The 23,810-nt window shown below is 63.3% G+C and carries 22 protein-coding genes; 15 read left to right on the top strand and 7 right to left on the bottom strand.

Annotated features, from left to right (window positions below):
• The first annotated feature begins 99 nt into the window (after positions 1 to 99).
• The gene (locus KIO74_RS23715; protein ID WP_213337376.1) at positions 100 to 321 is read left to right on the top strand and encodes a hypothetical protein; all 222 of its coding nucleotides are present in this window, start codon (positions 100 to 102) and stop codon (positions 319 to 321) included.
• Between the two features lie 4 nt (positions 322 to 325).
• Here KIO74_RS23715 and KIO74_RS23710 read toward each other — a convergent pair whose 3' ends face one another.
• Complete coding sequence (locus KIO74_RS23710; protein WP_213337375.1) at positions 326 to 517, bottom strand: hypothetical protein; 192 nt, start codon at positions 515 to 517, stop codon at positions 326 to 328.
• Positions 518 to 706: 189 nt separating this feature from the next.
• On the opposite strand from KIO74_RS23710, the gene KIO74_RS23705 reads away from it, so the two are divergent.
• The 7 genes from KIO74_RS23705 (at position 707) to KIO74_RS23675 (ending at position 7,351) form a co-directional block, all read left to right on the top strand.
• On the top strand, positions 707 to 1,018 hold the full coding sequence (locus KIO74_RS23705) for a hypothetical protein (protein ID WP_213337373.1): 312 nt from the start codon (positions 707 to 709) through the stop codon (positions 1,016 to 1,018).
• A 197-nt stretch (positions 1,019 to 1,215) separates the two neighbouring features.
• Positions 1,216 to 2,082, top strand: a complete 867-nt coding sequence (locus KIO74_RS23700; protein WP_213337371.1) for a hormone-sensitive lipase — start codon at positions 1,216 to 1,218, stop codon at positions 2,080 to 2,082.
• Positions 2,083 to 2,214: 132 nt separating this feature from the next.
• Positions 2,215 to 3,411, top strand: a complete 1,197-nt coding sequence (locus tag KIO74_RS23695; protein ID WP_249731454.1) for an ABC transporter substrate-binding protein — start codon at positions 2,215 to 2,217, stop codon at positions 3,409 to 3,411.
• 80 nt (positions 3,412 to 3,491) lie between these two features.
• Positions 3,492 to 4,307 (top strand): ABC transporter ATP-binding protein, encoded by an 816-nt coding sequence (locus KIO74_RS23690; protein WP_213339188.1) that lies wholly within the window; start codon positions 3,492 to 3,494, stop codon positions 4,305 to 4,307.
• A 47-nt stretch (positions 4,308 to 4,354) separates the two neighbouring features.
• A complete protein-coding gene (locus KIO74_RS23685; RefSeq protein ID WP_213337369.1) occupies positions 4,355 to 5,035 on the top strand; it encodes an ABC transporter ATP-binding protein in 681 nt (226 codons plus the stop codon).
• Between the two features lie 4 nt (positions 5,036 to 5,039).
• The gene (locus tag KIO74_RS23680; protein ID WP_213337367.1) at positions 5,040 to 6,050 is read left to right on the top strand and encodes a branched-chain amino acid ABC transporter permease; all 1,011 of its coding nucleotides are present in this window, start codon (positions 5,040 to 5,042) and stop codon (positions 6,048 to 6,050) included.
• On the top strand, positions 6,047 to 7,351 hold the full coding sequence (locus KIO74_RS23675) for a branched-chain amino acid ABC transporter permease (RefSeq protein ID WP_213337364.1): 1,305 nt from the start codon (positions 6,047 to 6,049) through the stop codon (positions 7,349 to 7,351). Before KIO74_RS23680 ends, KIO74_RS23675 begins: the two co-directional genes overlap by 4 nt.
• A gap of 78 nt (positions 7,352 to 7,429) precedes the next feature.
• On the opposite strand, the gene KIO74_RS23670 is transcribed toward KIO74_RS23675, so the two are convergent.
• Positions 7,430 to 7,807: a RidA family protein gene (locus KIO74_RS23670; protein WP_213326509.1), complete on the bottom strand. Its 378-nt coding sequence runs from the start codon at positions 7,805 to 7,807 to the stop codon at positions 7,430 to 7,432.
• A 242-nt stretch (positions 7,808 to 8,049) separates the two neighbouring features.
• Positions 8,050 to 9,381, bottom strand: coding sequence for a UbiD family decarboxylase (locus KIO74_RS23665; RefSeq protein WP_213337361.1), 1,332 nt, complete (start codon positions 9,379 to 9,381; stop codon positions 8,050 to 8,052).
• Between the two features lie 169 nt (positions 9,382 to 9,550).
• On the opposite strand from KIO74_RS23665, the gene KIO74_RS23660 reads away from it, so the two are divergent.
• From KIO74_RS23660 to KIO74_RS23645, 4 genes are all read left to right on the top strand, one after another.
• Complete coding sequence (locus KIO74_RS23660; RefSeq protein ID WP_213337358.1) at positions 9,551 to 10,942, top strand: aldehyde dehydrogenase family protein; 1,392 nt, start codon at positions 9,551 to 9,553, stop codon at positions 10,940 to 10,942.
• Positions 10,943 to 10,957: 15 nt separating this feature from the next.
• Entirely contained in the window at positions 10,958 to 12,151 is a 1,194-nt protein-coding gene (gene kynU, locus KIO74_RS23655; protein WP_213337355.1) for a kynureninase, read from the top strand.
• A complete protein-coding gene (kynA, locus tag KIO74_RS23650) occupies positions 12,148 to 12,981 on the top strand; it encodes a tryptophan 2,3-dioxygenase (protein WP_213337352.1) in 834 nt (277 codons plus the stop codon). The genes kynU and kynA overlap by 4 nt, the downstream gene beginning before the upstream one ends.
• A gap of 93 nt (positions 12,982 to 13,074) precedes the next feature.
• On the top strand, positions 13,075 to 14,136 hold the full coding sequence (locus KIO74_RS23645; protein WP_213337350.1) for a helix-turn-helix transcriptional regulator: 1,062 nt from the start codon (positions 13,075 to 13,077) through the stop codon (positions 14,134 to 14,136).
• Positions 14,137 to 14,159: 23 nt separating this feature from the next.
• Here KIO74_RS23645 and KIO74_RS23640 read toward each other — a convergent pair whose 3' ends face one another.
• From KIO74_RS23640 to KIO74_RS23630, 3 genes are all read right to left on the bottom strand, one after another.
• On the bottom strand, positions 14,160 to 14,999 hold the full coding sequence (locus tag KIO74_RS23640; protein WP_213337348.1) for an ABC transporter permease: 840 nt from the start codon (positions 14,997 to 14,999) through the stop codon (positions 14,160 to 14,162).
• A complete protein-coding gene (locus KIO74_RS23635; protein WP_213337346.1) occupies positions 14,999 to 15,991 on the bottom strand; it encodes an ABC transporter permease in 993 nt (330 codons plus the stop codon). Before KIO74_RS23635 ends, KIO74_RS23640 begins: the two co-directional genes overlap by 1 nt.
• A 182-nt stretch (positions 15,992 to 16,173) precedes the next feature.
• Positions 16,174 to 17,781, bottom strand: coding sequence for an ABC transporter substrate-binding protein (locus tag KIO74_RS23630; RefSeq protein WP_213337344.1), 1,608 nt, complete (start codon positions 17,779 to 17,781; stop codon positions 16,174 to 16,176).
• Between the two features lie 254 nt (positions 17,782 to 18,035).
• On the opposite strand from KIO74_RS23630, the gene KIO74_RS23625 reads away from it, so the two are divergent.
• The gene (locus KIO74_RS23625) at positions 18,036 to 19,664 is read left to right on the top strand and encodes a thiamine pyrophosphate-dependent enzyme (RefSeq protein WP_213337342.1); all 1,629 of its coding nucleotides are present in this window, start codon (positions 18,036 to 18,038) and stop codon (positions 19,662 to 19,664) included.
• Positions 19,661 to 20,980 carry a protoporphyrinogen/coproporphyrinogen oxidase gene (locus KIO74_RS23620; RefSeq protein WP_213337340.1) on the top strand — a complete coding sequence of 440 codons (1,320 nt, stop codon included), beginning with the start codon at positions 19,661 to 19,663 and terminating at the stop codon, positions 20,978 to 20,980. Before KIO74_RS23625 ends, KIO74_RS23620 begins: the two co-directional genes overlap by 4 nt.
• A 13-nt stretch (positions 20,981 to 20,993) precedes the next feature.
• On the opposite strand, the gene KIO74_RS23615 is transcribed toward KIO74_RS23620, so the two are convergent.
• Positions 20,994 to 22,091 carry a DUF2817 domain-containing protein gene (locus KIO74_RS23615; protein WP_213337337.1) on the bottom strand — a complete coding sequence of 366 codons (1,098 nt, stop codon included), beginning with the start codon at positions 22,089 to 22,091 and terminating at the stop codon, positions 20,994 to 20,996.
• A gap of 87 nt (positions 22,092 to 22,178) precedes the next feature.
• Here KIO74_RS23615 and KIO74_RS23610 point away from each other — a divergent pair, with 87 nt between their 5' ends.
• Positions 22,179 to 23,711: an ABC transporter substrate-binding protein gene (locus tag KIO74_RS23610; protein ID WP_213337335.1), complete on the top strand. Its 1,533-nt coding sequence runs from the start codon at positions 22,179 to 22,181 to the stop codon at positions 23,709 to 23,711.
• Positions 23,712 to 23,810 lie beyond the last annotated feature (99 nt).

Below are 23,810 nucleotides of genomic sequence, written 5' to 3'. Positions count from 1 at the left end.
GATGCGCCAGCGTCTCATCGAGCCGGGAACCGACATGACATGATGGCGTCATTGTGAGGCGGCAGCTATGCTGGGTCGTGTGAAAGAGTAGGAGAACCAATGAGCCCCACAGCCACGCGAGCAAATCTGCTCTCCTTCCTCAAAACGGTCCATGGATCAAAGAAGGCGGTGAACTACATCCTGAACGACCGTGAAACAAAGGCCTATGGCGCGATCACCGAGCTCGCATCCGATTACATCGTCGTTGGTGACCCTGCGAAGAAATTCCGCACCCTTATTCCGATAGCGGCTATCTCAGCGATCACATACGAAGAAGACTGACCGCTCAGCATCCCTTCATTCCCCTTCTTCCGTGGCCGGGCCGCCGTAACGGCAGGCCAGGAGAACTTTCGTCGTCGACGACGGCGGGATAGCCGTCGGCCGCGTGCAGATTGATATCGTCAGCTGGACGCGCGGGCGGCCTTCCGGCGCCCTCGGCCTCGTCAAGCGTTGGCGCGGCGATGGAGGTTGCGACCATTTTCCGCCTCGGGTCTCGCTCTTCGCGTCGCCACCAAGCGCCCCGTCCGAAAGGCACGGGCAATGCGCGGTTGAGCGAGCTTAGCGGCTCGAAGGCCGCGAACAGCTGTGAAATTGGGATTTATTGTGATTTACAGATACATAAGATCTGTCATTCACATGGCTTTTCGCCACGCAATAGAGACGAAGTATGAGTACCGCCACTGAAGCTACCAACGCTATGGCATGGCGAGACTTCGTGATGTGGGCCTACGACAACGACATCATGCGCCAGGCGTTCCAAAAGGAGACCGGCATCATGCTGGCTCCCCAGGACCTCGATATGCTGTCGAAGATGATTGTCGATGCGCTCGGCAAGACCTCCGAGGACATCATCGCGTTCATGTCATGGGTCTCGGTTCGCTACTATGGGCTCGAACACGTGCCTGATCAGGCCCGCAGCCGGGTCGAGGATTATCTACGCGAGAACCCTTCGAGCGATGAATGGGCACGTACACATTAAGCAACGCTTCGCCCCAACGGCCTCTGCATTGACCTGGGGGCTCCGCCTTCAAACATGAAGGGCACGGGCCTTCGGCAGGCGACGGAAAGGCCTGCGGTTGCGGAATTAGTTCATGCCCGAAGTTTTTTGCTTCCGCCCCTTGACGTGAGCTGCCGCGGCTGGCCATTGCTACGGCACCGTCGAGGGGGGAGGGACCCATGCTCGAATATTATGTCGAGGACTGGGACAGCGCCTATTCGAACAGTGACAACATTGCTGGCGGTCACCGGTGGCCCGCGCTCTGGATCGAGGCGGCGCAGCGGTATCGTGATGGTCTTTCCGCCGCCGGTCGAGCCCGATTGGATGTCGCCTATGGCCGCGCGCCCCGCCAGCGGCTTGATCTGTTCCTCCCTGAGGCCAAGCCGAAGGGGCTTATGGTTTTCGTCCACGGCGGCTACTGGATGGAGTCGGATCAGCGCGCGTGGTCGCATCTCGCGGCCGGGTCGGTGGATAGCGGTTATGCGGTCGCGATGCCGACTTATACCCTATGCCCCGACATCAGAATTTCCGATATCGTCCACGAGGTCGCGCTTGCCATTGGGAAAGCCGCGACCTTGATCGAGGGGCCAATTGCGCTGAGCGGACATTCCGCCGGCGGACATTTGGTGAGCCGCATGGTTGCCGCGACCACCCCCCTTCCCGATGTTGCGCGAGAACGCATCCGCAATGTCGTCTCGATCTCCGGCCTTCACGATTTACGCCCCCTGATGAAGACCAGCATGAACGCGGTGTTGCGGATCGACGAGTCTGAGGCTCTAGCTGAGAGCCCGGCGCTACTGCGACCGATGGCTGATGTCAGGATCGTCTGCTGGGCTGGTGGGGCCGAGCGCCAGGAGTTCTTGCGCCAGAATGCGCTGCTGGCGAATATCTGGAGCGGGCTTGGGGCCGCGACGACCGCGATCGTCGAGCCTGACCGTCACCATTTCAACATTGTCGATGGGCTCACGATTGCGGGACATCCGCTGACGCGGGCGCTGCTTGGTTGTGGCAGTCAGCCAGAAGCACGCGAAAAAGCTGAAATCTGAAAAATGAGGCCACTTGCGACAGCCGCATTGTGAAACTGCTCGCGATAAGGTCACATAGACGACGTAAATTCTCGGAATCGGGCGCAAGATGGGAAAACCGCCGCGTCCCAGATGACGGTAGAGAGGGGACTTATGGGACACGCAATCAAGGCGCTTCTGCTCGCGTCCATGTCGTGCCTGGCTCTAACGGGCATGGCCAAGGCTGAGGACATCAAGATCGGCATTGAAATGGGCTTTACCGGGCCTATTGAGACCCTGACGCCGCCGATGGCGCAAGCCGCTGAACTCGCCATGAAGGAAGTCAGCGATTCCGGCATTTTCCTGGATGGAGCCAAGGTCATCCCGGTCCGAGGCGACGAGACCTGCATCGACGCGGGCGCCGCTACCGCCGCCGCCGAGCGGCTCATCACGTCCGACAAGGTGTCAGGTATCATCGGGCCAACCTGCTCGGGCGCCGCCAGCGCGGTCCTGACCAATGTCGCCATTCCCAACGGCATGGTCCTGATCTCGCCGTCGGCGACCTCGCCCGGCCTTTCTACAATCGACGGCAAGGGCCTGTTCTTCCGTACCGCGCCGTCCGATGCCCGTGAGGGCGAGATTCTCTCGAAGATCATGTGGGATCGTGGCATCAAATCCGCGGCGATCAGCTACACCAACAACGACTATGGGAAGGGCATCGCTTCCTCCATCCAGTCCGCCTTTGAGAAACTCGGCGGCAAGATCACGCTCAGTGCCCCGCACGAAGACGGCAAAAGCGACTATTCGGCGGAGATCGGCGCGCTCGCTTCCGCCGGCGGCGACGCAATCATCGTGGCGGGCTATGCCGACCAGGGGGGCGCTGGCGTCGTACAGACGGTTCTCGACACTGGCGCTTTCTCCAAATTCGTATTTCCAAACGGCATGTGGGGCGAAAGCCTGATCAAGAAGTTTGGTAAGCAGCTCGATGGCGCCTTTGGTGATCGTCCCGGCTCCGACAGTCCGGGCGCGGCGAAGCTACTGGAGATGACCAAGGCCGCCGGCATCAATGGCACGGCCACCTTCGTGCCGGAAACCTACGATGCCACCGCGATCATGCTGCTCGCCATGCAGGCCGCCGGATCCGCGAAGCCGGCGGACTACAAGACCAAGATCATGAGTGTGGTGAATGCTCCGGGCGAAAAGATCTATCCCGGGGAGCTCGCGAAGGCCTTGAAGATTCTCAAGGAGGGCGGCGACATCGATTATGTCGGCGCATCGGCGGTCGAGTTCATCGGCAAGGGGGAAAGCGCTGGCTCCTACCGCGAGATCGTGGTGGAGAACGGCGAGATGAAGACAGTGAAGTACCACTGATTGCCGGAAGAGCGGTGGGTCGCTCAGCCGATCTGCCGGAGGGCGGGACGTCCAGCGGTTTCGGAGCCGGCGGGGGGCGGATGATCGTTTGCCATGACATTCACAAGCAATTCGGCGGGTTCCGTGCTGTAGACGGTGTTTCGCTGACGATTCCAGACGGCGCCATCACGGGCCTGATAGGGCCGAATGGTGCCGGCAAGTCGACCCTTTTCAATGTCATAGCCGGAGTTCATAAGCCCACGGCAGGCCGCATCACGATGGCCGGCGAGGACATCACCGGGCTGCCGCCGCACGCACTTTTTGCCCGGGGTGTGCTGCGCACATTTCAGGTCGCGCATGAATTCCCTACCATGAGCGTGCTGGAAAACTTGATGATGGTGCCGGGTGGCCAGAGCGGCGAGACGCTTTGGAACACCTGGGTCCATCGGCGCAGGATCGCCCGTGAGGAGGCCGAGCTGCGCGCCAGGGCGCTCGATGTGCTCGCGTTCCTCGAACTCGGCTCGATGCGTGACGTACTGGCCGGGAACCTGTCCGGCGGCCAGAAGAAACTGCTCGAAATCGGCCGCACGATGATGGTCGACGCACGTATCGTCTTTCTAGACGAGGTCGGCGCGGGTGTGAACCGCACCCTGCTCAGGACGATCGGCGAGGCGATCGTGCGGCTGAACAGGGAGCGTGGCTACACCTTCTGTGTCATCGAGCACGACATGGATTTCATCGCGCGGCTTTGCGACAGTGTCATCGTCATGGCTCAGGGCAGAATTCTGGCGGAGGGCCGGCCGGCTGAAATCGTGCGCAACGAGCGGGTGATAGAGGCCTATCTCGGTACCGGCTTGAAGAACAAGGTCGTGGCCGCGGATATCGCCGAGGCGATGATCGGCGGGGCCGCGTCGTGACGGCAGGCGTCATCGCAAGCACGTCCCCCTTTTTGGTTGGCGCTGGCATGACGGGCGGCTACGGCGGCGCCGACATCCTCAACGGCTGCACCATCGCTGTCGAGAAGGGCGAAATAGCCGTCATCGTAGGCCCCAACGGCGCAGGCAAGTCGACGGCCATGAAGGCCATCTTCGGCATGCTGCAACTGCGCGAGGGGAGCGTGCGGCTGGGCGGCGAGGACATAACGCGGCTTCGACCACAGGAGCGCGTCGCCCAGGGTATGGCTTTCGTGCCGCAGACCGAGAACGTTTTTCCGTCCATGACGGTGGAGGAAAACCTCGAGATGGGCGCCTTCCTGCGGCACGACGATTTCAGCGGGACGATGGAACAGGTCTATGCGCTATTTCCCGTGCTCAAGGACAAGCGCTTCCAGGCCGCCGGGGAGCTTTCGGGAGGCCAACGCCAGCAGGTCGCCGTCGGCCGTGCCCTGATGACCGAACCGTCCGTGCTCCTCCTCGACGAGCCAACGGCTGGCGTCAGCCCCATTGTCATGGATGAATTGTTCGACCGCATCATCGATATCGCACGCATCGGTGTCACGGTCCTGATGGTGGAGCAGAACGCCCGGCAGGCCCTCGAGATCGCCGACCGAGGCTACGTGCTGGTGCTGGGCGCGAACCGCTTCACCGGAACAGGCAAGGAATTGCTCGCCGACCCGGAGGTGCGCAGCACCTTTTTGGGGGGCTGACGGCATGGATGTGCTCAACGCGCTCGTCGCCTTCACGAATTTCGTCCTGCTGCCGGCCATGACCTATGGCTGCCAACTGGCGCTCGGCGCGCTGGGGGTGACCCTGGTGTATGGCATCCTGCGCTTCTCGAATTTCGCGCACGGCGACACCATGGCCTTCGGCACGATGGCGACCATCCTGGCGACATGGGCGCTGCAGGCCGCCGGGGTGGGCATCGCGCCGCTGCCGGTCGCGCTGCTCGCCCTGCCAGTCGGCGTCCTCGCCACCATCCTCGTGGTTCTGGCGACTGATCGGCTGGTTTATCGACCCTATCGCATGAAGAGGGTCCACTCGATCACGCTCGTGATGACCTCGCTGGGCGTCATGTTCGTCATGGGTGGGCTGGTCCGCATCTTCATCGGGGTCGACGATCGCCAGTTCGCGGACGGGGCGCGCTTCGTCTTCACCGCCGCGCAGTTCCGCCAGTGGACGGGGCTGGCGGAGACGATGGCGCTGCGTACGACGCAAGTCATCACTCTTGCGACCACGGTCCTCGCCGTCGGCTGGCTGCATTGGTTCCTGAAACGCACCCGCACGGGGAAGTCCATGCGGGCTTTTTCCGATAATGAGAACCTCGCTCTGCTTTCGGGCATCGATCCCGAGCGCGTCGTCAGGATCGTCTGGATACTATCGGCGGCGCTCGCCACGCTTGCGGGCGTCCTTTATGGCCTCGACAAGTCATTCCGGCCGATCATCTATTTCCAGCTTCTGCTGCCTGTTTTCGCCGCTGCCGTTGTCGGCGGGCTCGGCAATCCGCTGGGGGCCGTTGCCGGTGGCTTCGTCGTTGCCTTCTCCGAAATCTTGTTCACCTACAGTTTCAAGAAGGTCGCAACCTACCTGCTTCCATCCGGCTGGCAACCGGAGGGGCTGCTGCAGCTCCTGAGCACCGACTACAAGGTCGCTGTCAGCTTCATTGTTCTTGTTCTCGTCCTTCTGTTCAGGCCAACCGGCATCTTTCGCGGCAGGGCAGCATGAGCCAGACCACGCGCAACCTCCTGCTTTTCCTCGTCGTCGGCGCGTTGATCGCGCTCACCGGCCTGACGCAGAGCTGGAATGCGGCGCTGACGATCGTCAACATGGGCCTGATCTCCGCGATCATGGCGCTCGGGGTCAATATCCAGTGGGGCTATGCCGGCCTCTACAACGTCGGCACGATGGGCTTTGTCGCCCTCGGCGGTCTGGCGACAGTTCTCGTCGCGCTCGATCCCGTGCCCGGCGCCTGGCAGGCCGGAGGTTTCCGTATCCTGGCGGCCTTGCTGTTCGGCGCGGCAGTCATCGCCGCCGCGGCGCTGCTTCACCGGCGGCTGCCGCGAGGCCGGGCGCGGATCCTCGCCCTCGCCGTGCTGCTGATCTCCGGCCTCGTTGTCTATCGCTGGATCCTCGATCCCGCCGTCGCCGCCGTCGAGGCGATCAATCCCGCGCTGCAGGGCAATATCGGCGGTCTCGGGCTACCCGTGCTCCTGTCATGGCCGGTCGGCGGCCTGCTCGCGGCGGGTGCCGGCTGGCTCATCGGCAAGACCGCGCTCGGGTTGCGCTCGGATTATCTCGCCATCGCGACGCTCGGTATTGCCGAAATCGTCATCGCGGTGATGAAGAACGAAGACTGGCTGGATCGCGGCGTCAAAAACGTTGTCGATATTCCCCGTCCCGTTCCTTTCGAGGTGGACCTTCAGGCTAGCCAGAGCTTCCTCTCGCTGGCCTCATGGATCGGTGCCGATTCCGTCGCCGCCTCGGCCGTGGCCATCAAGCTCATCTATGCCGGCATGTTCCTCGCGGTGCTGCTGGTGCTCGTCTTGTTGTCGGAGGCAGCGCTGCATTCCCCCTGGGGGCGCATGATGCGCGCCATCCGCGACAACGAGGTGGCCGCCGCCGCGATGGGCAAGGACGTGACGCGCAGGCACCTGCAGATCTTTGTTCTTGGTTGCGCCGTGCTGGGCATTGCGGGCGCGATGCTCGCCACCATGGAAGGGCAGCTCACCCCGGGCGCGTTCCAGCCCCTGCGCTTCACCTTCCTGATCTGGGTGATGGTCGTGGTCGGTGGTTCCGGCAGCAATCTTGGCGCGGTGCTGGGGGGCTTTCTGATCTGGTATCTTTGGGTTCAGGTCGAGCCTTGGGGCAATAGCCTGATGGCCTTCGCCACAGCCGGCATGGCCGACGGATCGGCTCTCAAACAGCATCTGATGGAAAGCGCCGCACATATGCGGCTCCTGGTGATGGGGGTGATTCTGATTGTTGTGCTGCGGTTCAGGCCTCAGGGCCTCATACCGGGAAAGTGACCGGGAAGCCCCTCAGATGTCATCCGCGGTTTCTCTCCGGTAACGACATCTGGGGGAATGCTGCATGTCCACAGACCGCTACACGCGCGTCGAGGCCGTCACCTCGATCTCTATTTTGGCACCGGGTGCGGGAAGCTGGCAGACAAGGAGCGTGTTGGTCGGGCGGATATCCCGGAAGACCTCGCCCAGGACGAGCGCCACCTCCTTGAGATAACCGGGATCTGTGATGTAGACGCGGCAGGCGACCGCGTTCTTCAGGCTGGCGCCTGCCTTGACCAGTGCCGCGTCGATGGAGGCGAGCGCATTGCGTGCCTGTTCCGTCACGCCTTCGGGCAAGGCTCCCGTGGCATCCTGCCCCATCGTGCCCGAGACATAAATCGTCGGGCCGTCGATCACCGCCTTGGCATAGCCGGCGAAGTCCTCGGACGGTGCTCCGGAGAAGATCCGGTTCTTCATAGGTGAAGCTCCTCATGTTGCTGCGGCATCGGGCCGTTTCCGGCCCGGTGCCGCAGCTCTTTGTTCGTGCATCGGCTTTGCCCAAAAAAGGCGTTCCACTTTTCGGGCCGATGCTCTGGAGGAGACCTTAACGAAGGCCGGCGGGCGCGGAATGCCGGGCGCTTGCGCAATCGGGCGAAGCTTTTAAGCGACCGGCACAACGGATGCGCCATGTGGCGAAGCCGCGCCTGAAACGGGTCGCATCACTCCAGCCATTGGCTGAGATCGACCGCGTCCTCGCCGGGGATGGTCTTGCGCGCGAATTCCGCCTCGCGGCCGAAGGGCATGGTCGCGTCGATGCAGAGCCGACCCCAATGATCCTTGTGGGGGTCACGATAGAAACCGGGAATGTCGTTCAGGATCATCGCGCGGGTATCGGCGCGGCCGCGCGTCATATAGGCCCACATCACGTCGTCGAGATCGTAGATGTCCACGTCCTCGTCCACCACGATGACGACCTTGTTGTAGTCGAGATGGGAACCGAGCGCCGCGAGGATGGCATGCTTGCCCTGGCCCTCGTAGGTTTTTCGGATTTTGATGATGGAAATCATCACGTTGGGGCGGCAGCAGACATCGATGACGCCAGGCATCTGAGAGGCCACGTGGCGATAGATGCGGGCCGCGGTGACGGCCTCCAGCGGCCGCAGGTCCTCCGGTGAGCCGCATACCAGGCCGTGGAAGACGGCGCCGGGCCTGTAGCTCACATGGCTGACCTCGAAGACATGGTTGTCGCCGACGCCGACGTAATTGCCCATGAATTCGCCGAATGGTCCTTCCGGCCGCTTGACGTTGGGCAGAAAGCGGCCCTCGACCACGATATCCACCGAGGCGGGGACGTCGAGGTCGATCGTCTCACAGCGCCGCATCGCGAGCTTGCCGCCGCTGATCTTGGCGGCCATCGCCAGTTCTGACGCCTCGTAGGGCAGGGAGGCGCAGGCGGCAAGGAAGATGTCCGGCGGGCAGGACAGGAGCAGCGCGGCCTCCAGCGGCTGCCCGCGCTGTTCCGCCTTGGCCTGGTAGCGGGCGAGGTCGTGCGTCGAGCCGAGGCGGACCCGCAATTCCTCATCCGAGACCTGCATGGCGCGGTGGAAGGACAGGTTCGGCACGCCGCTGTCGGGCTCGCGTGCCAGGAAGATGGCCGATGTGAAATAGGGGCCCGCATCTCGGGCGTGATAGGTGACAGCCGGCAGGTCCGAGAGCTGGCCCGCGACGAATTCGGACTGGACCGAGGCGGGCGCCTGTTCCAGCACGTCATCGTCTTGCGCCGCGATACAGGCGTCCGTGAGCTCGATCCATCGTTGGCAGAAGGTCTTGCCGTCGCCGGCGCCGATCAGCCGGCAAAGCCGGTCGTGGCTGCCGTAGAGGTTGGATACGACCGGAAGGGCCGTGCCCTCGACCTTTTCGAACAGCACCGCCTGCTCGCCCGCCTTCTGGACGGCCTTGGTGACGGCCGCGAGCTGGTGGCGCGGATTGACCGGACGGCGCACGACGCCAAGTTCGCCGCGTTGGGCCAGATCTTCGATGAATCGCCGCATGGTCGTCTCCTTCTCGGTTCCGCCAGTTAATCCGCTTGCGGCAGCCGATAACAGCTTTCGCTTTTTCTTCGCCAGCCCTAACTTTTTGGAATTCGGCAGGACGCGACACGCGCCCCTTTGCAGGAGCGGGACGCTCGGCCATCTTCTGGTCGAGACAAGAGGATGCACGATGACCCGCACGCTCGATATCCGCAATCCGCGTACCGGCGCCAATGACTATGCGATAACGCCCCTGAGCCGTGAGGCGCTGGAGGCGCGCTGCGCGGAACTGCGCGCTGGCCAGCCTGCATGGCTGGCGTTGGGCATCGATGGCCGGGCGAAGGCGATGCTGGCCCTGTGCGATGCGGTGGATCGCCACTATGACGCGATCCTTAAGGCGCTCTGCGCCGACACCGGTCGTTACGAGTGGTCGGTCAATGAAATCGAGGGCCTCAAGGGCATTACGCGTATGCGCTGCGCCACGGCGGCCGAGGCGCTCGCGGAGGCGACCGGCTCTTCCTCCGATCCGACGCTGCGCTTCCAGCAACAGCACGTTCCCTACGAACTGGTGGGCATAATCTCGCCGTGGAACTACCCCCTTATCCTCTGCATGATCGACGCCATCACGGCACTGCTCGCCGGCTCGGCCGTCGCCATCAAGCCGTCGGAGGTCACGCCACGCTTCATCAAGCCCTTCCGCGCGGCCATTGCGGAAGTCGAGCATCTGCGGGACGTGCTCGATGTCTTCGAGGGTGATGGCGAGACGGGCGCGATGATCGTGGATCTCACCGACACGCTGGTCTTCACGGGCTCGGTGCGTACCGGCCGTAAGGTGCAGGAGCGCGCCGCCGCCCAGTTCAAGACCGTGTTCCTCGAACTCGGCGGCAGCGATCCGGCTGTCGTGCTGGACGGTGCCGAGCCCGATTTCGCGGCGGAGATCATCGTGCGCGGGTCAGTGGAGAACGCGGGCCAGCTCTGCTGCGCCATCGAGCGCGTCTATGTGCAGCGTGGCGTCTACGAGGCCGTATGCGAGCGGGTCGTCGCGCGCATGAAGGCGCTCATCATGAACACCGCCGACATCAAGCAGGGGGAAATCGGGCCGGTGATCTTCGCCCGTCAGGCGGACATACTGCGCGACCAGCTCGCCGATGCGCTCGCCAAGGGCGCCAAGGTGCTGGCCGGCGGCAGAATCATCTCGCATGACGGCGGGCTCTGGTGCGAGCCGACCGTTCTGGTCGACGTCACGCAGGACATGGCGGTCATGCGCGACGAGACCTTTGGTCCCATTGTTCCGATCATGGCCTTCGATACGGACGAGGACGCTGTCAGATTGGCCAATGACACGGAATTCGGGCTCTCCGCGGCCGTCATAGGCGAGGAGGCCAAGGCGATCGCGATCGGCAGCCGCATCAATGCGGGCGGGTTGTGGATCAATGATTTCGACACGATGGGCGGTGTCGGTGCCCGCGCCGAGAAAACCGCGTTCGGCTGCTCGGGCCTCGGAGGCACGCGCTATGGTTACGGTGGCTTTCGCCGATTTCTCCGCAAGAAGGCGATCGTCATCCGTTCAGTGGCCGCTTGATCAGGACCGAGGCGCATGACCGATTTCACCAAGACCCGCGCAGCCTTCCATATCCCTGACGGCGTCGTCTATCTGGACGGCAATTCGCTCGGGCCGCTGCCGGTTGCCGCCGGCGAGCGCCTCGCGCGGATGTTGACACGGGAATGGGGCGATCAACTGATCCGCGGCTGGAATACCGCCGGATGGTATGTGCAGCCGCGCAAGGTCGGCGACCGGGTGGCACGGCTGATTGGCGCCGCGCCCGGTACGGTGGTGATGGGCGATACCTTGTCCATCAAAGTCTATCAGGCATTGTCGGCGGCGCTCGAATTCGTGCCCGAACGGCGCATCGTGCTGTCAGACAGCGGCAATTTCCCATCGGATCTCTATATCGCCCAAGGGCTCCTCGCCTCGCTGGGGCGTGGTTACGAGCTGAAGGTCGTCAAGCCCGAGGAGGTGGAGGGCGCCATCGACGAGCGTGTCGCCGTCACGCTCCTCACCGAGGTCGACTATCGCACGGGGCGCCTCCATGACATGAAGCGCCTCACCGCCAAGGCCCATGCCGCCGGCGCCGTGACGGTCTGGGATCTGGCGCATTCCGCCGGTGCCCTCGCTGTGAATGTGACGGACGCGGACGCGGATTTCGCCGTCGGCTGCACCTATAAATATCTGAACGGCGGACCCGGCGCGCCGGCCTTCATCTATGTCGCGCCGCGCCATGCCGACCGCGCCCGCCCCAGCCTGTCCGGCTGGATGGGCCATGACGCGCCTTTCGCCTTCGACCTCGACTATCGCCCGGCACCCGGAATCGAGCGGATGCGTGTCGGCACCCCGCCGGTCATCGCACTGACCGTGCTCGACGTTGCCCTCGACATCTGGGAAAACGTCGCGCTGAGTGATGTGCGCGCCCAGTCGATCCTGTTGAGCGAGCGCTTTATCGCCGGAGTGGAAGCCGCCTGCCCGGGCCTTGAACTCGGCAGTCCGCGCGACCCGGCGGCGCGCGGAAGCCAAGTGTCCTTCCGCCACCCCCACGCCTATGCGGTCATGCAGGCTTTGATCGCCAAGGGGGTCATCGGGGATTTCCGCGCTCCTGATTCCATACGTTTCGGCTTCACGCCGCTCTATCTCGGCGAGGCCGATATCGACAAGGCTGTGGCCGTGCTGGCCGAGGTTCTGGATAAGCGGCTCTGGGACACGCCTGATTATCATCACAAGGCAGCCGTGACATGACCGAGCCTTACGATCCATCCGTCGAAGGCGCGGAAATGTCCTTCGACCGCAAGATGTCCTATGGCGACTATCTGCATCTCGATGAGGTGCTGAATGCACAGAAGCCGCTCTCGGGCGCGCATGACGAGCTTCTGTTCATCATCCAGCACCAGACTTCGGAACTATGGATGAAGCTCGCCATCCATGAGATGCGCTCGGCCTCGCGGGCGCTGCGAGTCGACCAGCTGCAGCCCGCGTTCAAGATGCTGACGCGGGTCGCCCGCATCTTCGACCAGCTCAATTCGGCCTGGGATGTGCTCAGGACCATGACGCCGTCCGAATACAACATCATGCGGCCATCGCTCGGCCAATCCTCAGGCTTCCAGTCCTGGCAGTACCGGGCCATCGAATATCTGGCGGGCAACCGTAACCTGGCCATGCTGCGGCCGCATGAGCACCGGCCGGAAACCCTCGGCCAGCTGGATAGCATCCTGTCCGAGCCCTCGATCTACGACGAGGCGATCGCGCTTCTCCAGCGCAATGGCTTCGATGTCGGTGACGAACCCCGCGCCGACATCCGCCAGACCCGCGTTATCAACCCCAAGGTGCGTGAGGCGTGGCGGCAGATCTATGCCGATCCCCAGCACTATTGGCCGTTGTACGAGCTGGCGGAGAAGCTCGTCGACTTCGAGGACTATTTCCGGCGCTGGCGCTTCAACCACGTCACCACAGTGGAGCGCATCATCGGCTTCAAGCGCGGCACCGGCGGCACCGGCGGCGTTTCCTATCTGCGCCGGATGCTTGAGGTCGAGCTTTTTCCCGAACTCTGGCACGTCCGATCCGACCTTTAGGCGATGTTGATCGCCGAACGGAGACGCCTGCGTGCCGAATCTTCACAATCGATGATAATTTGTCCAGACCGTGCGAGCGGGCTGGAGACAAGAATGGACGATTGTGAAGACGCGGCGCATAAAAAAGGGCTGTTCCGCGCCTATTTCGGAGGGCCGGAGGGAACGGTTTCCGCCACGTTTCGCAACCTGGCAAAATCCGATGTCAAGCTCCAAGTCGACGAACGTCTCGGCCTGTTCCACGCGTGCTTTGATCTGCCCGCGAAGGAGGGAAGGGGGGCGTGGCGTTTCCTGTCTCCTTCCGAGGGCATATTCGCGGTTCTGACGGACTGCGAATACTTCACGATTCGCCATGAGCGCGTGGCCGCTGAAGGCTTGCTGGAGTTCCATTTTCTGCTTGAGGGGCCGGTTGAACTCTCTCTTCCTCAAGAGAGGGACGCCACCGCCCCCACCAACGTCTCGCTGATCGTCTGCCAGCAGGCGGCGGGCATGGCTTACGACGTCGTCTGCCAGCCCGGAACCTACAAGATGGCGAGCTTCTACGTCCGGCCGGATCTCCTCGCGGGGAGCTTCGGCATGGATGTCTCGCACAGCATGGCGCAGCAGTTGCTTTCGCCCCGCGAGGGCACGATGGCCATGTCGGAGCAGAAGATCGATCCGGAGTTCCTGCGTCTCCTGCGCGATCTGTTCGAGATCAAGTTTACCGGCCCGAGGGGGCTTCCGCTGGCGGCCGCCCGTATCATCGAGCTTCTTGTGCTCTCCGTCGATGCCGTCGACCGCGGTGGCAAGGCCGAGGAGCAGTCGATCGTCTTCACCGCCCGTGAACTCGCCATGTTCGATCGCGCCCGCGACGTTCTGGCGAGCGACTTCTCTGAATCGCAGACCATTCCGAGGTTGGCCCGAAAGCTCGGCACGAACGCCACCAAGCTGAAAAGCGGATTTCGGCTGCTATATGGCACGACGATCTTCGCCTATCGCAACCGCCACCGCATGCATCGCGCCATGCAGTTGCTGGCGGAAAGCGACACGCCGATCGCCACTGTCGCCCAGGCTGTCGGCTTCCGCCATCAGGCGAGCTTCACCTCGGCCTTCCGCGCGCATTTCGGCTTGACGCCAAAACAGGCCCGTCAGCGGCTGGTGCCGACGGATATGCCGTAAGGGCGCCGTTGGGGGCGGGCGCTCTATCGTCCCTTCATTTGTCTCAGGCGCGGGTTGAGCGCGTCATTCAGGCCCTCGCCAACCAGATTGAGCGCAAGCGCGGTGAGCAGCAGCGCCACTCCGGGAATGGCGATGATGTACCAGGCGTCACGCAGCTGGCCTCGCCCCATGCCGATCATGGTGCCCCAGGTCAGCACATTCGGATCTCCGAAGCCCAGGAAGGAGATCGCCGATTCCATCAGGATCGCGGTCGCGACCAGGATCGTGGACATGACGATGATGACTGGCACGACATTGGGCAGGATCTGCGCGAAGATGATGCGCAGGTCGCTCATGCCGGTCACGACGCAGCTGTGCACGAAGGCACGATCGCGCATGACGATGAATTCTCCACGCACGAGGCGGGCGACTGTCGGCCAGGATACCACGGCCAGTGAGAAGATGATGACCGTAACCGATGGCCCGAGAACGGCGACGACAGCGAGCGCCAGCATGAACTGCGGGGTGGTCTGGAATAGCTCGGTGATGCGCATCAGCACATCGTCAGTCCACCCGCCATAGTAGCCGGCGAAGGCGCCGACAAGGACACCGACCGTCGCCGCTACGAAGGCTGAGCAAAAGCCAACCAGCAGCGACACGCGCGCGCCGTAGAACAGGCCGGCGGCCATATCGCGGCCGAGGCTGTCGGTGCCGAGCAGCGTCTCGGGCTCCTGCCCCGGCCAGGTGAGGGGAACGCCGACCATCTCGTAGGGATCGCCCGGAAAGATGAGATGCGCCGTCAGCGCCATCATCACGACGGCAGCCAGCAGCAGGATGCCGAGCGCCATGGTCCAGTTCCGCAGGGCAAGCCGGACGTAGCGCATTACCGCAGCTCCACCGTCGGATTGATAAAGGGATAGATGAGGTCCACCACCAGATTGGCGAGAACGACGAAAACCGAGCTGAGAACGAGAATCGACAGCAGCAGATTGAGATCGCGCTGCATCATGGCGTCGAACATCAGCCGGCCGATGCCCGGCCAGGAGAACACCGTCTCCGTCAGCACGGCGCCGCCGAGGAAGCCGCCGATATTCGTTCCCACCACGGTGATCAGCGGCAGCACCGCGTTGCGCAGCGCATGGCGATAGACGATGCGCTGTTCCGAGACACCCTTGGCGCGCGCAACACGGATGTAGTCGAGGCTCATAACTTCCAGCATGCCTGCGCGCACCAGCCGGGTGTAGATGGCGAGATAGAAGAACGCCTGGGTCAAAGCGGGCAGGGCAAGGTGCCGGAGCACGTCGAGCACGCCTGCAAATCCGCGATCCTGCGCGGTGATGTCGCGCATGCCGCCGGTCGGTGCCCAGCCGAGCCACACCGAGAAGACGACGATCATCATGAGGCCGATCCAGAAAGGCGGCGTGGCGTAGAAAAGAAGAGCCAGCAGCGAGATCAGCCGGTCCGGCAAGCGATTGAAGTACCGCGCGGCGGTCACGCCGAAGATAACGCCGACCATGAGCGCGATGAGGATGCTCGCCACCATCAAGAGCAGCGAGGCCGGAAGCCTCCCCAGGATCAGCGTGGACACATTCTCGCCGTAACGGAAGGAATAGCCGAGGTTGAATGTGGCGATCCGCATCAGGAAGGCCGCGAGCTGTTCCCATAAGGGCCGGTCCAGACCGAATTCCCGTCTGAGATTGGCCAGGTATTCCGCATCGGCGGTCCCCGCCTCGCCGGCCAGCGCGTCCGCCGCGTCGCCGGGCGCCAGTTGCAGAAGGAAGAAATTGATGATCGCAATGCCGAGGATCGTCAGCAGGGCCTGTAGAAGTCTCCTGCCGATGAAACGAAGCGGCAGATTGCGTCGCGGTGCTGACATCAGGTTCTCGTTTGATCAGACGGACGGTGTCGAGATGGGCTGGTTTGCGGATGCGCGCCCGACCGCGCCCATGGCGGCGCGCTCGTTCCGCAATCTCAAGTTTATGTCCAGAACACGGCTCCGCCGCAGGCACACCCGGCACAGAGAAATGCAAGGCGATCGGACAACAGTCCCGCTCCGCCTCACCCCAGGCTCAGTGTCGAATAATGGCTCCGCACGCCTTCCGGGCCGGTTACGAAGTGTTGTACTTTCGCGCTGGCGATGGTGACGTAAATCGGCCTTACCAGGGGAAGAATAGGCAGGTCCTCCATGGCGATTTGCTGGAACCGCTTGAACAGGTCCACACGCTTGCTCGCGTTTGGCTCGACGGCCGCCTTGGACAGGACATCGTCCATTTCCGGATTCTTGTAGCCGGATGCGTTCACGAAGGGCGTTCCCTGCTTGGCCGCCGCCGAATGGTAGAAGCGCTGCAATCCGATGGAGGGGTCGGCCGTTGCCGATGCTGGGACCATCGAGAGGTCGAAATCATACTCGCCATAGACCCGCCGGATGAAAGTCGGCACGTCAGCGGTCTGCAGGTCGAGCTCCACGCCGATCCTGCGGAATTGCTGACGCAGGAACTGCCCGGCCCTATCATAGGTGTCGCCCGTGGTCGGATAGATGAGCCGGAGCTTGAACCGGGTGCCTTTCGCATCCTTCTTGTATCCCGCCGCGTCGAGCAAAGCCTCTGCCTTGGCCACGTCGTAGGGATAGGATGGCACATCGGCGCTGTAGAAATGCGGCAGCGTCTGCGGAATGGGGCCGGTCAGGGGCTGGGCCAGCCCATACCACACCGTCTTGACCATGAGATCCCGATTGATGGCGTGCATGAGCGCCTTGCGCACCTCGGGCTTGGCGAGATGTTCGTTGCGCAAGTTCGTTTCCAGCACGTCGAGGCTGTTGTTCATCTCCGTGCCGCGCGTTTCCACCTTGAACGCCGGATTGTCCTGGAACTTCTTGACCTCATTGAGCGGAATCGGCCCGTCACCACCGAGATTCAACTCGCCGGCCTCGAACGCCGCGACGCGCGCGCTCGGCTCCGGGTAGATCCGCACGATCAATTTATCGAGGAGTGGCTTGCCCTTGTCCCAGTAGTCGGGGTTCTTTTCCAGGATGATATGGCTGCCGCGCTGCCATTCCACGAATTTGAAGGGCCCCGTTCCAATCGGCGCATTATTGGCCGGGTTCTTGAGAACCTCGCTGCCCTCGTAGACATGTTTCGGCAGCATCGGCGATTCCCAGCCCGCCAGCGCGTAGATCATGGCAGGCGTCGGTTCGCTGAGCCTGATGATCGCGGTCAGGGGATCAGGCGTTTCAACAGCCGTTACCTTGGCAAAAACGCCACGGCCGCGCGGATGGTGCTGCTTGAGGATTTCCATGATCGAATAGGCCACGTCAGCGGAGCTGAATGGCTTGCCATCATGCCATTTGACTCCGTCCCGCAGCTTGAAGGTCATGGACAGGCCATCCGGCGCGATCTCCCAAGACGTCGCGAGTTCCGGCTGCGGATTGAGCCCGAAATCATAGTGGACGAGCCCTTCCGTCATTTTGCCGGAGATCACGGCGACGGGCGAGGCCGTGTTGAAGGCGCTCACCATCGCGTTAGGCTCGGGATTGATGGTCATGACCAGTGTTCCCGCCGCGGCCGATGCCGTGCTCGGCATCATGGCGCCGGAGATAAGAGCTGCCGAACCGAACAGCAGCACTTGGCGGCGGTCCATCATGATTGCGGAATTGGCGTCGTCGCTCATCTCACGTTCCACTCTCTTGTCCGCTAGACGAGTATTGCATGCGGATTTTTTCAGTGTGGAGTATCGGCGGCCTAATGCGATCTGGCCAGAGCACGACTTTTTTCTTCCGGGCATAGCTTTTTGGAAATCCGTCCATTCGCGGCCGGTTCCGCACAGGGTGTGGTTGCGGCCTGGCCAAGGTTTGCGACAAATGGACCGGCAGCACGAGGGACGCAGAAGCGATGCCAGGACACGCCGGAGTGGAACAAGCCGGGATGACAGGGGCGCAGCTCTTCGCGCGGACACTGAGGCATTGGGATTGCGGCCCCGTGTTCCATGTGCCCGGTGAAGGGATCCTTGAAGCGCTCGATGCGCTTGCCGATATCGGGGCGCCGTTGATCTCGTGCCGCCACGAAGCCGGGATGACTTATATGGCGCAGGCAGCCGGACATGCGCTCGGAAAGCCGGGCATCTGTCTCGCCGGGCGCGCGCCCGGCGCGCTCAATTCAGCGCTCGCGCTTCATACCGCCTTTACCGACGCCGCCCCGATGATCCTTGTCATCGGCCAGCCGCCGCTGCGCCAGGCGGGGAGGGAGCCGTTCCTCGACAATGACTTCTCGCTGGCCTTCGCGCCTGTCGCGAAGTGGATCGGAACCTGCTCCGATGCGGCCCGCCTGCCGGAAATGCTCTCGCGTGCCTGGGCGACGGCCATGACGGGACAGCGTGGCCCCGTCGTTGTGGCTGTCAACGAGGATGTCTGGGCCCAGACCGTTGACGCGCCGGTCTTGTCCCCGCCCGTCATCACGCGGCCGCGGGTGCCTCTCGCCGAGGTCGATGCCATCGCGGCGATGCTGGCCGGGGCGAGCAACCCCGTCCTTGTCGTCGGCGGCACCGGATGGTCGCGGGCCGGCGTGGCCGCGCTGCGAGACCTCGCGCAGACCACGGGCCTGCCGGTGGTGACGTCCTATCGCCGCCGCGATCTCATGCCCGCTGATCATTCCTGCTTCGTCGGCGAGTTGGGCATAGGGGCCGACCCCGCTGTGCTCGATGCGGTCGCGCGGGCCGATCTCGTCATCGTGGCCGGCATGCGGCTCGGGGAAATCAATACGTTCGGCCCGGGGGTTTTCGAGGGCTTCCGCCTGCTTGCGGCGCCGCAGCCGATCCAGACGTTGGTGCATATTCACCCGGATGCCAGCGAACTCAATCGCGTCTATCGCGCCGCGCTGCCCGTTTGCGCCGAGGCCGAGACCCTGTTCGAGCCGCTTGGTCAATCGCTGTCCGCGCATCGCCTGCCCGACTGGTCACACTGGCGGAGCGCGCTGCGTGCGGCGCGGGAGGCATTTACCGTCGGCCGGCCGGGCAAGGGGCCGATTGACATGCGCGAGATCTGTCGGGTTCTGCGCGCGGCGCTGCCGGCGGATGCCATGCTCACGGTCGGAGCCGGCGCCTACGCCCATTGGCCGCAACGGTATTTCCCCCATTCCGTCTATGGCACGCAGCTCGGCCCCAAAAGCGGGGCCATGGGCTACGGATTGTCAGCGGCGATCGGTGTGCAGGCCTCGTGCCCGGGGCGGCGGGTTGTGGCGATGGCGGGTGACGGCTGCTTTCTGATGCATGGCGAGGAACTCGCCACCGCCGTGCTGCACAAGCTCCCCGTGGTTGTCATCGTCGTCAACAACAGCAGCTATGGCGCGATTGCGGCCAGCCAGAGCAGGCATTTCGGCCGCACGGTCGGCACCGATCTGTCACCTGTCGATCTCTCGGCCTATGCGCGGGCCTTCGGCGCGAATGGCTTCCGGGTCGAGACCACCGAGGCTTTCGCGCCGGCCCTCGCATCGGCCTTGGCGGCGGACGGTCCGGCGCTGATCGAACTCATCACCGGGCCGGAGGCGCTGCGGCCGTGAGCGGGCAACGCATCGTCATCATCGGCGCAGGCATTGCCGGGCTCGTCGCGGCGCGCAGGCTCGGGCAGGCGGGTCACGACGTGCGCGTGCTGGAGGCCGGGAATATACCGGGAGGGCGTGTCGGCGACCGGCAGGTCCGGGGCATCCAATTCAATGCGGGCGCCCGGCTTCTCTATGCCTTCAGCCGGCCTTTCAACAGGTTGCTCGATGAAATCGGCCTGACACCGGCACTGATCCCGGTGCGGCGTCTTTCAGCCGAATGCGTGGGTGGGGATGGGCGCTGGCCGGTCGAGCTGATGCCGGGGATAAGAAGCCTCCTTACGCCCGGCTTGTCGTTGACCGAGCGGTTGCGTTTCCTGACCTTCGGCTTGCACGCGCTTGCCGCACGAGCCCATACCGACCCTGATGATGCGGCATCGGCGCTGGCGCAGGATAACGTGACCCTTGCGGCTTATATCCGCCAGGCCCTTGGTCCGGCCGTGCTCGCGCGCATGATCGAGCCTGTCTTCCGTGGGACACGCAGCTGGAACACCGAGGACGTCTCGGCCGCTTTTTTCGCTTCGGTCACGCCGCATATGGTCGGGCGGGACACCGTCCACGTGCTCGCCGGCGGCATGGGCAAGCTTCCGGCTGCGCTTGCCGCCGGTCTGACCGTGAACTGCGACACCCGCGTCATGGCGATCGAGACGCCTGATGTCGGCCCCTGCCGCATCCATGCGGAGCGGCAGGGCGAGCCGATCGTGCATGAAGCCGATCTCGTCGTCTGCGCGACCGAGGGCTCGCTTGCCGCCGCGCTCTTCCCCGATCTGGAGGACGAAGACCGGCGTTTCCTTGATGGCGTGCGCTACAACGCGCTTGGCATCGTCCACTACCAGCTCGGCTGCCAGGTGGCACCAGCCATGAATTTCTTCACCCGTGACGCATCTGGCCCGCTCGCCACATGGCAGCAGGTTCCTGGCAACGATGCAACGGGGCAGGCCCCGCAGCTCTATGCCCAGCTATCGCCTGAAGCGGTGGAGGATGCATCGCGCCGGGACATGACCGACAGGCTCGATGAGCTGGTGAAGGAACGTGTGCTCTCCCTTTATCCGGCTTTGGACCGTGACTGCGTCGACATCCACAACCAGTGGATCGCGCGCAAGCTGCCGGTCTTCTATCCCGGCTATACCAGTACCGTCGCCCGCTTCCGCGACCGCCAGTCAGCGGTCCGGCGCCGGGTCTATTTCTGCGGCGACTACCTCGCGCAATCGCTTGTCACGGGCGCAGCCGCGAGCGGCGAGCGCGCGGCCGCGGACATCGTGCGGCATTGGTCTTGAGATGCTATTCGGTTTAGGCTGGCCTCGGCCGTAGACCCTCACCTGAAATTCCTGCGAGCCCGAGGCCGACGACCTCCTGGCCACGGGTGACCACCGCGGCGCGCCATTCGGCCTCGTCAGGACGATAGGCATGGAGCATCATGGCCTTGACCGCGCTGGCGCGGGGGTTCGAAGCGCCGCCGTTGAGGTGCAGCCAGCCGTCGAAGCGTACGGCGTCGCGCACCACCTGTTCCGATCGTGTCCCGAATTCCAGCCCGATCGGTGTCCAGACCGGCCAGGGTGCGGCGCGCTTGTAACCGTCCAGGATAGAGGCGGCGCTTCCGGCATAGTCGGTTTTCGGGCTCTTGGTATGAGCGACATGGCCATACCAGGCGCTGCAGCGCTGGCCTTCCTCGCTGTCCGGCGCCATGCCGCTGAGGCATTCTCCGAAGCCAAAAGGGCCGAGGCCGGTATGGACATCGATCAAGCCGCAGAATTCGGCCGCCCGCAGATGCTCCTCCGCGATGCGTTGGACCGTGCGCGCCGACCAGGAGGGCTTCATCCCGCCAAAGTAGAGCCCTTCCGGATGGGAATATTGGCCGAGCTTGATGGCCGAACGCAGCGCCTGCTCGCCTTTATCCTGCCGGTAGCTTTCGAGTTTCGCGTCCGAAGCGGCAAGCGCCTCCGCGGAGAAATCAGCGGGGATCAGGAAATCCGCGATATCGCGATAGCCCGGATTGTCGAGATTGCCCGGCACGTCCCAATCAATGAAATGCCGGTTGAGATCGATGTTGTCTTCGTTGAAACGACAGTTCGAGGCGAAGCCCCACGGATTGATGGCGTGAACGAGCAGGAGCGCCACATCACCGTCTGCCGGCAGTTCGACGCTCTCCAGCGCCGCGAGCTGGATGGCGGAGCCGGCATAGCCTTCCACCCCGTGCAGCCCGGATTCCAGAACCAGCACACGGCGCGCCGATGCGGGGCCGATGCGCGCCACGTCGGTGAACAAGGCCTCGCCGGCGGGCCCTCGCGCTGGGTTCTCATAAGTCGCGATGGCGATGGGCCTTGCCTCTGCTCCCGCAAGGAAACGCTGCCGAGCCTCGGAATAATCTTTTGAAAAATAGCGTTCCACGCCGGACTGCTCCCTTCTTGCCCCCCTCCACATTCTAAGTATAAGCAGAGGAGCGCAAGTAATGTGGCCTATGAAGGGAACAAAGGCATGAAGAATCGACTCATTCGGTCCACACGCTTCCTGTTCCTCGTTCCGCTCGTCCTGACTGCCGCAACCGCGTGGGCTGGTCAAGCTGACGATACACTCCGGGTCGCCGTCGCCCGCGAAACGGATTTCGTCGATTCCATCCACACCAGCAGCGCTGATTCCGACCTGTTCGGTACCATCCTTTTCGACACGCTGATCTATGCGGATCGCGCCACCGGGGAATTCAAGCCGTTGCTGGCGTCCTCCTGGAAGTGGACGGACGACAAAACGGTTGAGTTCAAGCTGCGTGAAGGCGTGAAGTTCCAGAACGGCGAGGCGTTCAACGCTGACGATGTGGTCTACACCTTCCGCCAGCTCATGAACATGGACAACAAGTTCCGCCAACAGCAGCAGGATTTCGGCAATATCGCCGCCGTTGAGAAGATCGACGATTTCACGGTGAAGCTGACGCTGAAGCAGCCAGAGCCGACCTTCGAGAACGTTTTGGCCTCACGCATCGGCATCTGGCCCAACGAATATACTGAAGCCAACGGCCACATGGTCCATGCGACCAAGCCTGTCGGTACTGGTCCCTATGCGCTGAAGAGCATGCAGAAGGGCTCATCCTACACGCTGGTCAAGAACGCCGATTATTTCGAAGGCCCACGCGCGAAGCCGACCATCGGGACGATCGAGGTCCGCGTCATTCCGGAGACCCAGACCCAGATCGCCGAAATCATGTCGGGCGGCATCGACATGGCGCTCTCGCTGAGTCCTGCCGATACGATCGCCCTGCAGGGCGCGCCGGGCGTTGTCATCGAGACAGGCCAGTCCACCCGGATGTTCTTTCTCAGCATGAATGTCGCGGGCAAGGACAATAATCCGCTCGCCAATGCCGATGTGCGGCGTGCCATCTCCTATGCGGTCAACAAGCCGGAGATGGTGCACGGCCTCGTCAGCCCGGATGCCGCGGTGCTGGCGACAGACTGCAATCCGTCCCAACGTTTCTGCATCACCGATGTGAAGCCGGTCTATGATTTCGATCGCGAGAAGGCCAAGGCCCTGATGAAAGCGGCCGGCTATCCCGACGGCTTCGCCGTGACGCTGATGGCGGAGGCGAGCCTGCGCCCGATCGGGGAGGCCCTGCAGGGGTATCTGTCGGCGATCGGCGTCAAGGTCAATCTCGAGACCCTGCCGCTTCCGGCCTGGCGCGAACGCTTCATCAAGGGCGAGTCGCAGATGAGCATCGTCGGCTGGGGAAGCGGCGTGTCGTCGCTCGATATTTCCAACTCGCTCGGCATCTTCTTCAACGGGTCCTCGACGGACTACGTCAAGGACAAGGACATTACCGCATGGAACGCGGCCGCCTCGCGCACCATGGACAAGGCTGAACGGGAGGCGCTCTATCGCAAGACGCTGACGCGCATCAATGAAGAGGCCTATGTGCTGCCGCTCTACGGCGCGGTTGCGACCTATGTGACCTCCGATCAGGTGAAATTCCCGGCGCCAGCCATCGACTTTCCCGATATTTCGCTCGCCGCCTGGGCGAAGTAAGGCGGCTACGGCACCAGACCGGATACGGTATCCGGTCCGGTGCCATAGCCATTTGTTTGCGCATCGGCCTTGTCCGAAAACCGCGTTTCACTTTTCGGG

Origin of the sequence: Chelatococcus sp. HY11, from assembly GCF_018398335.1 — a bacterium.
GTDB lineage: Bacteria > Pseudomonadota > Alphaproteobacteria > Rhizobiales > Beijerinckiaceae > Chelatococcus.
Note: the sequence above shows the minus strand (reverse complement) of the source record. Positions and strands in the feature narration are given on the sequence as shown.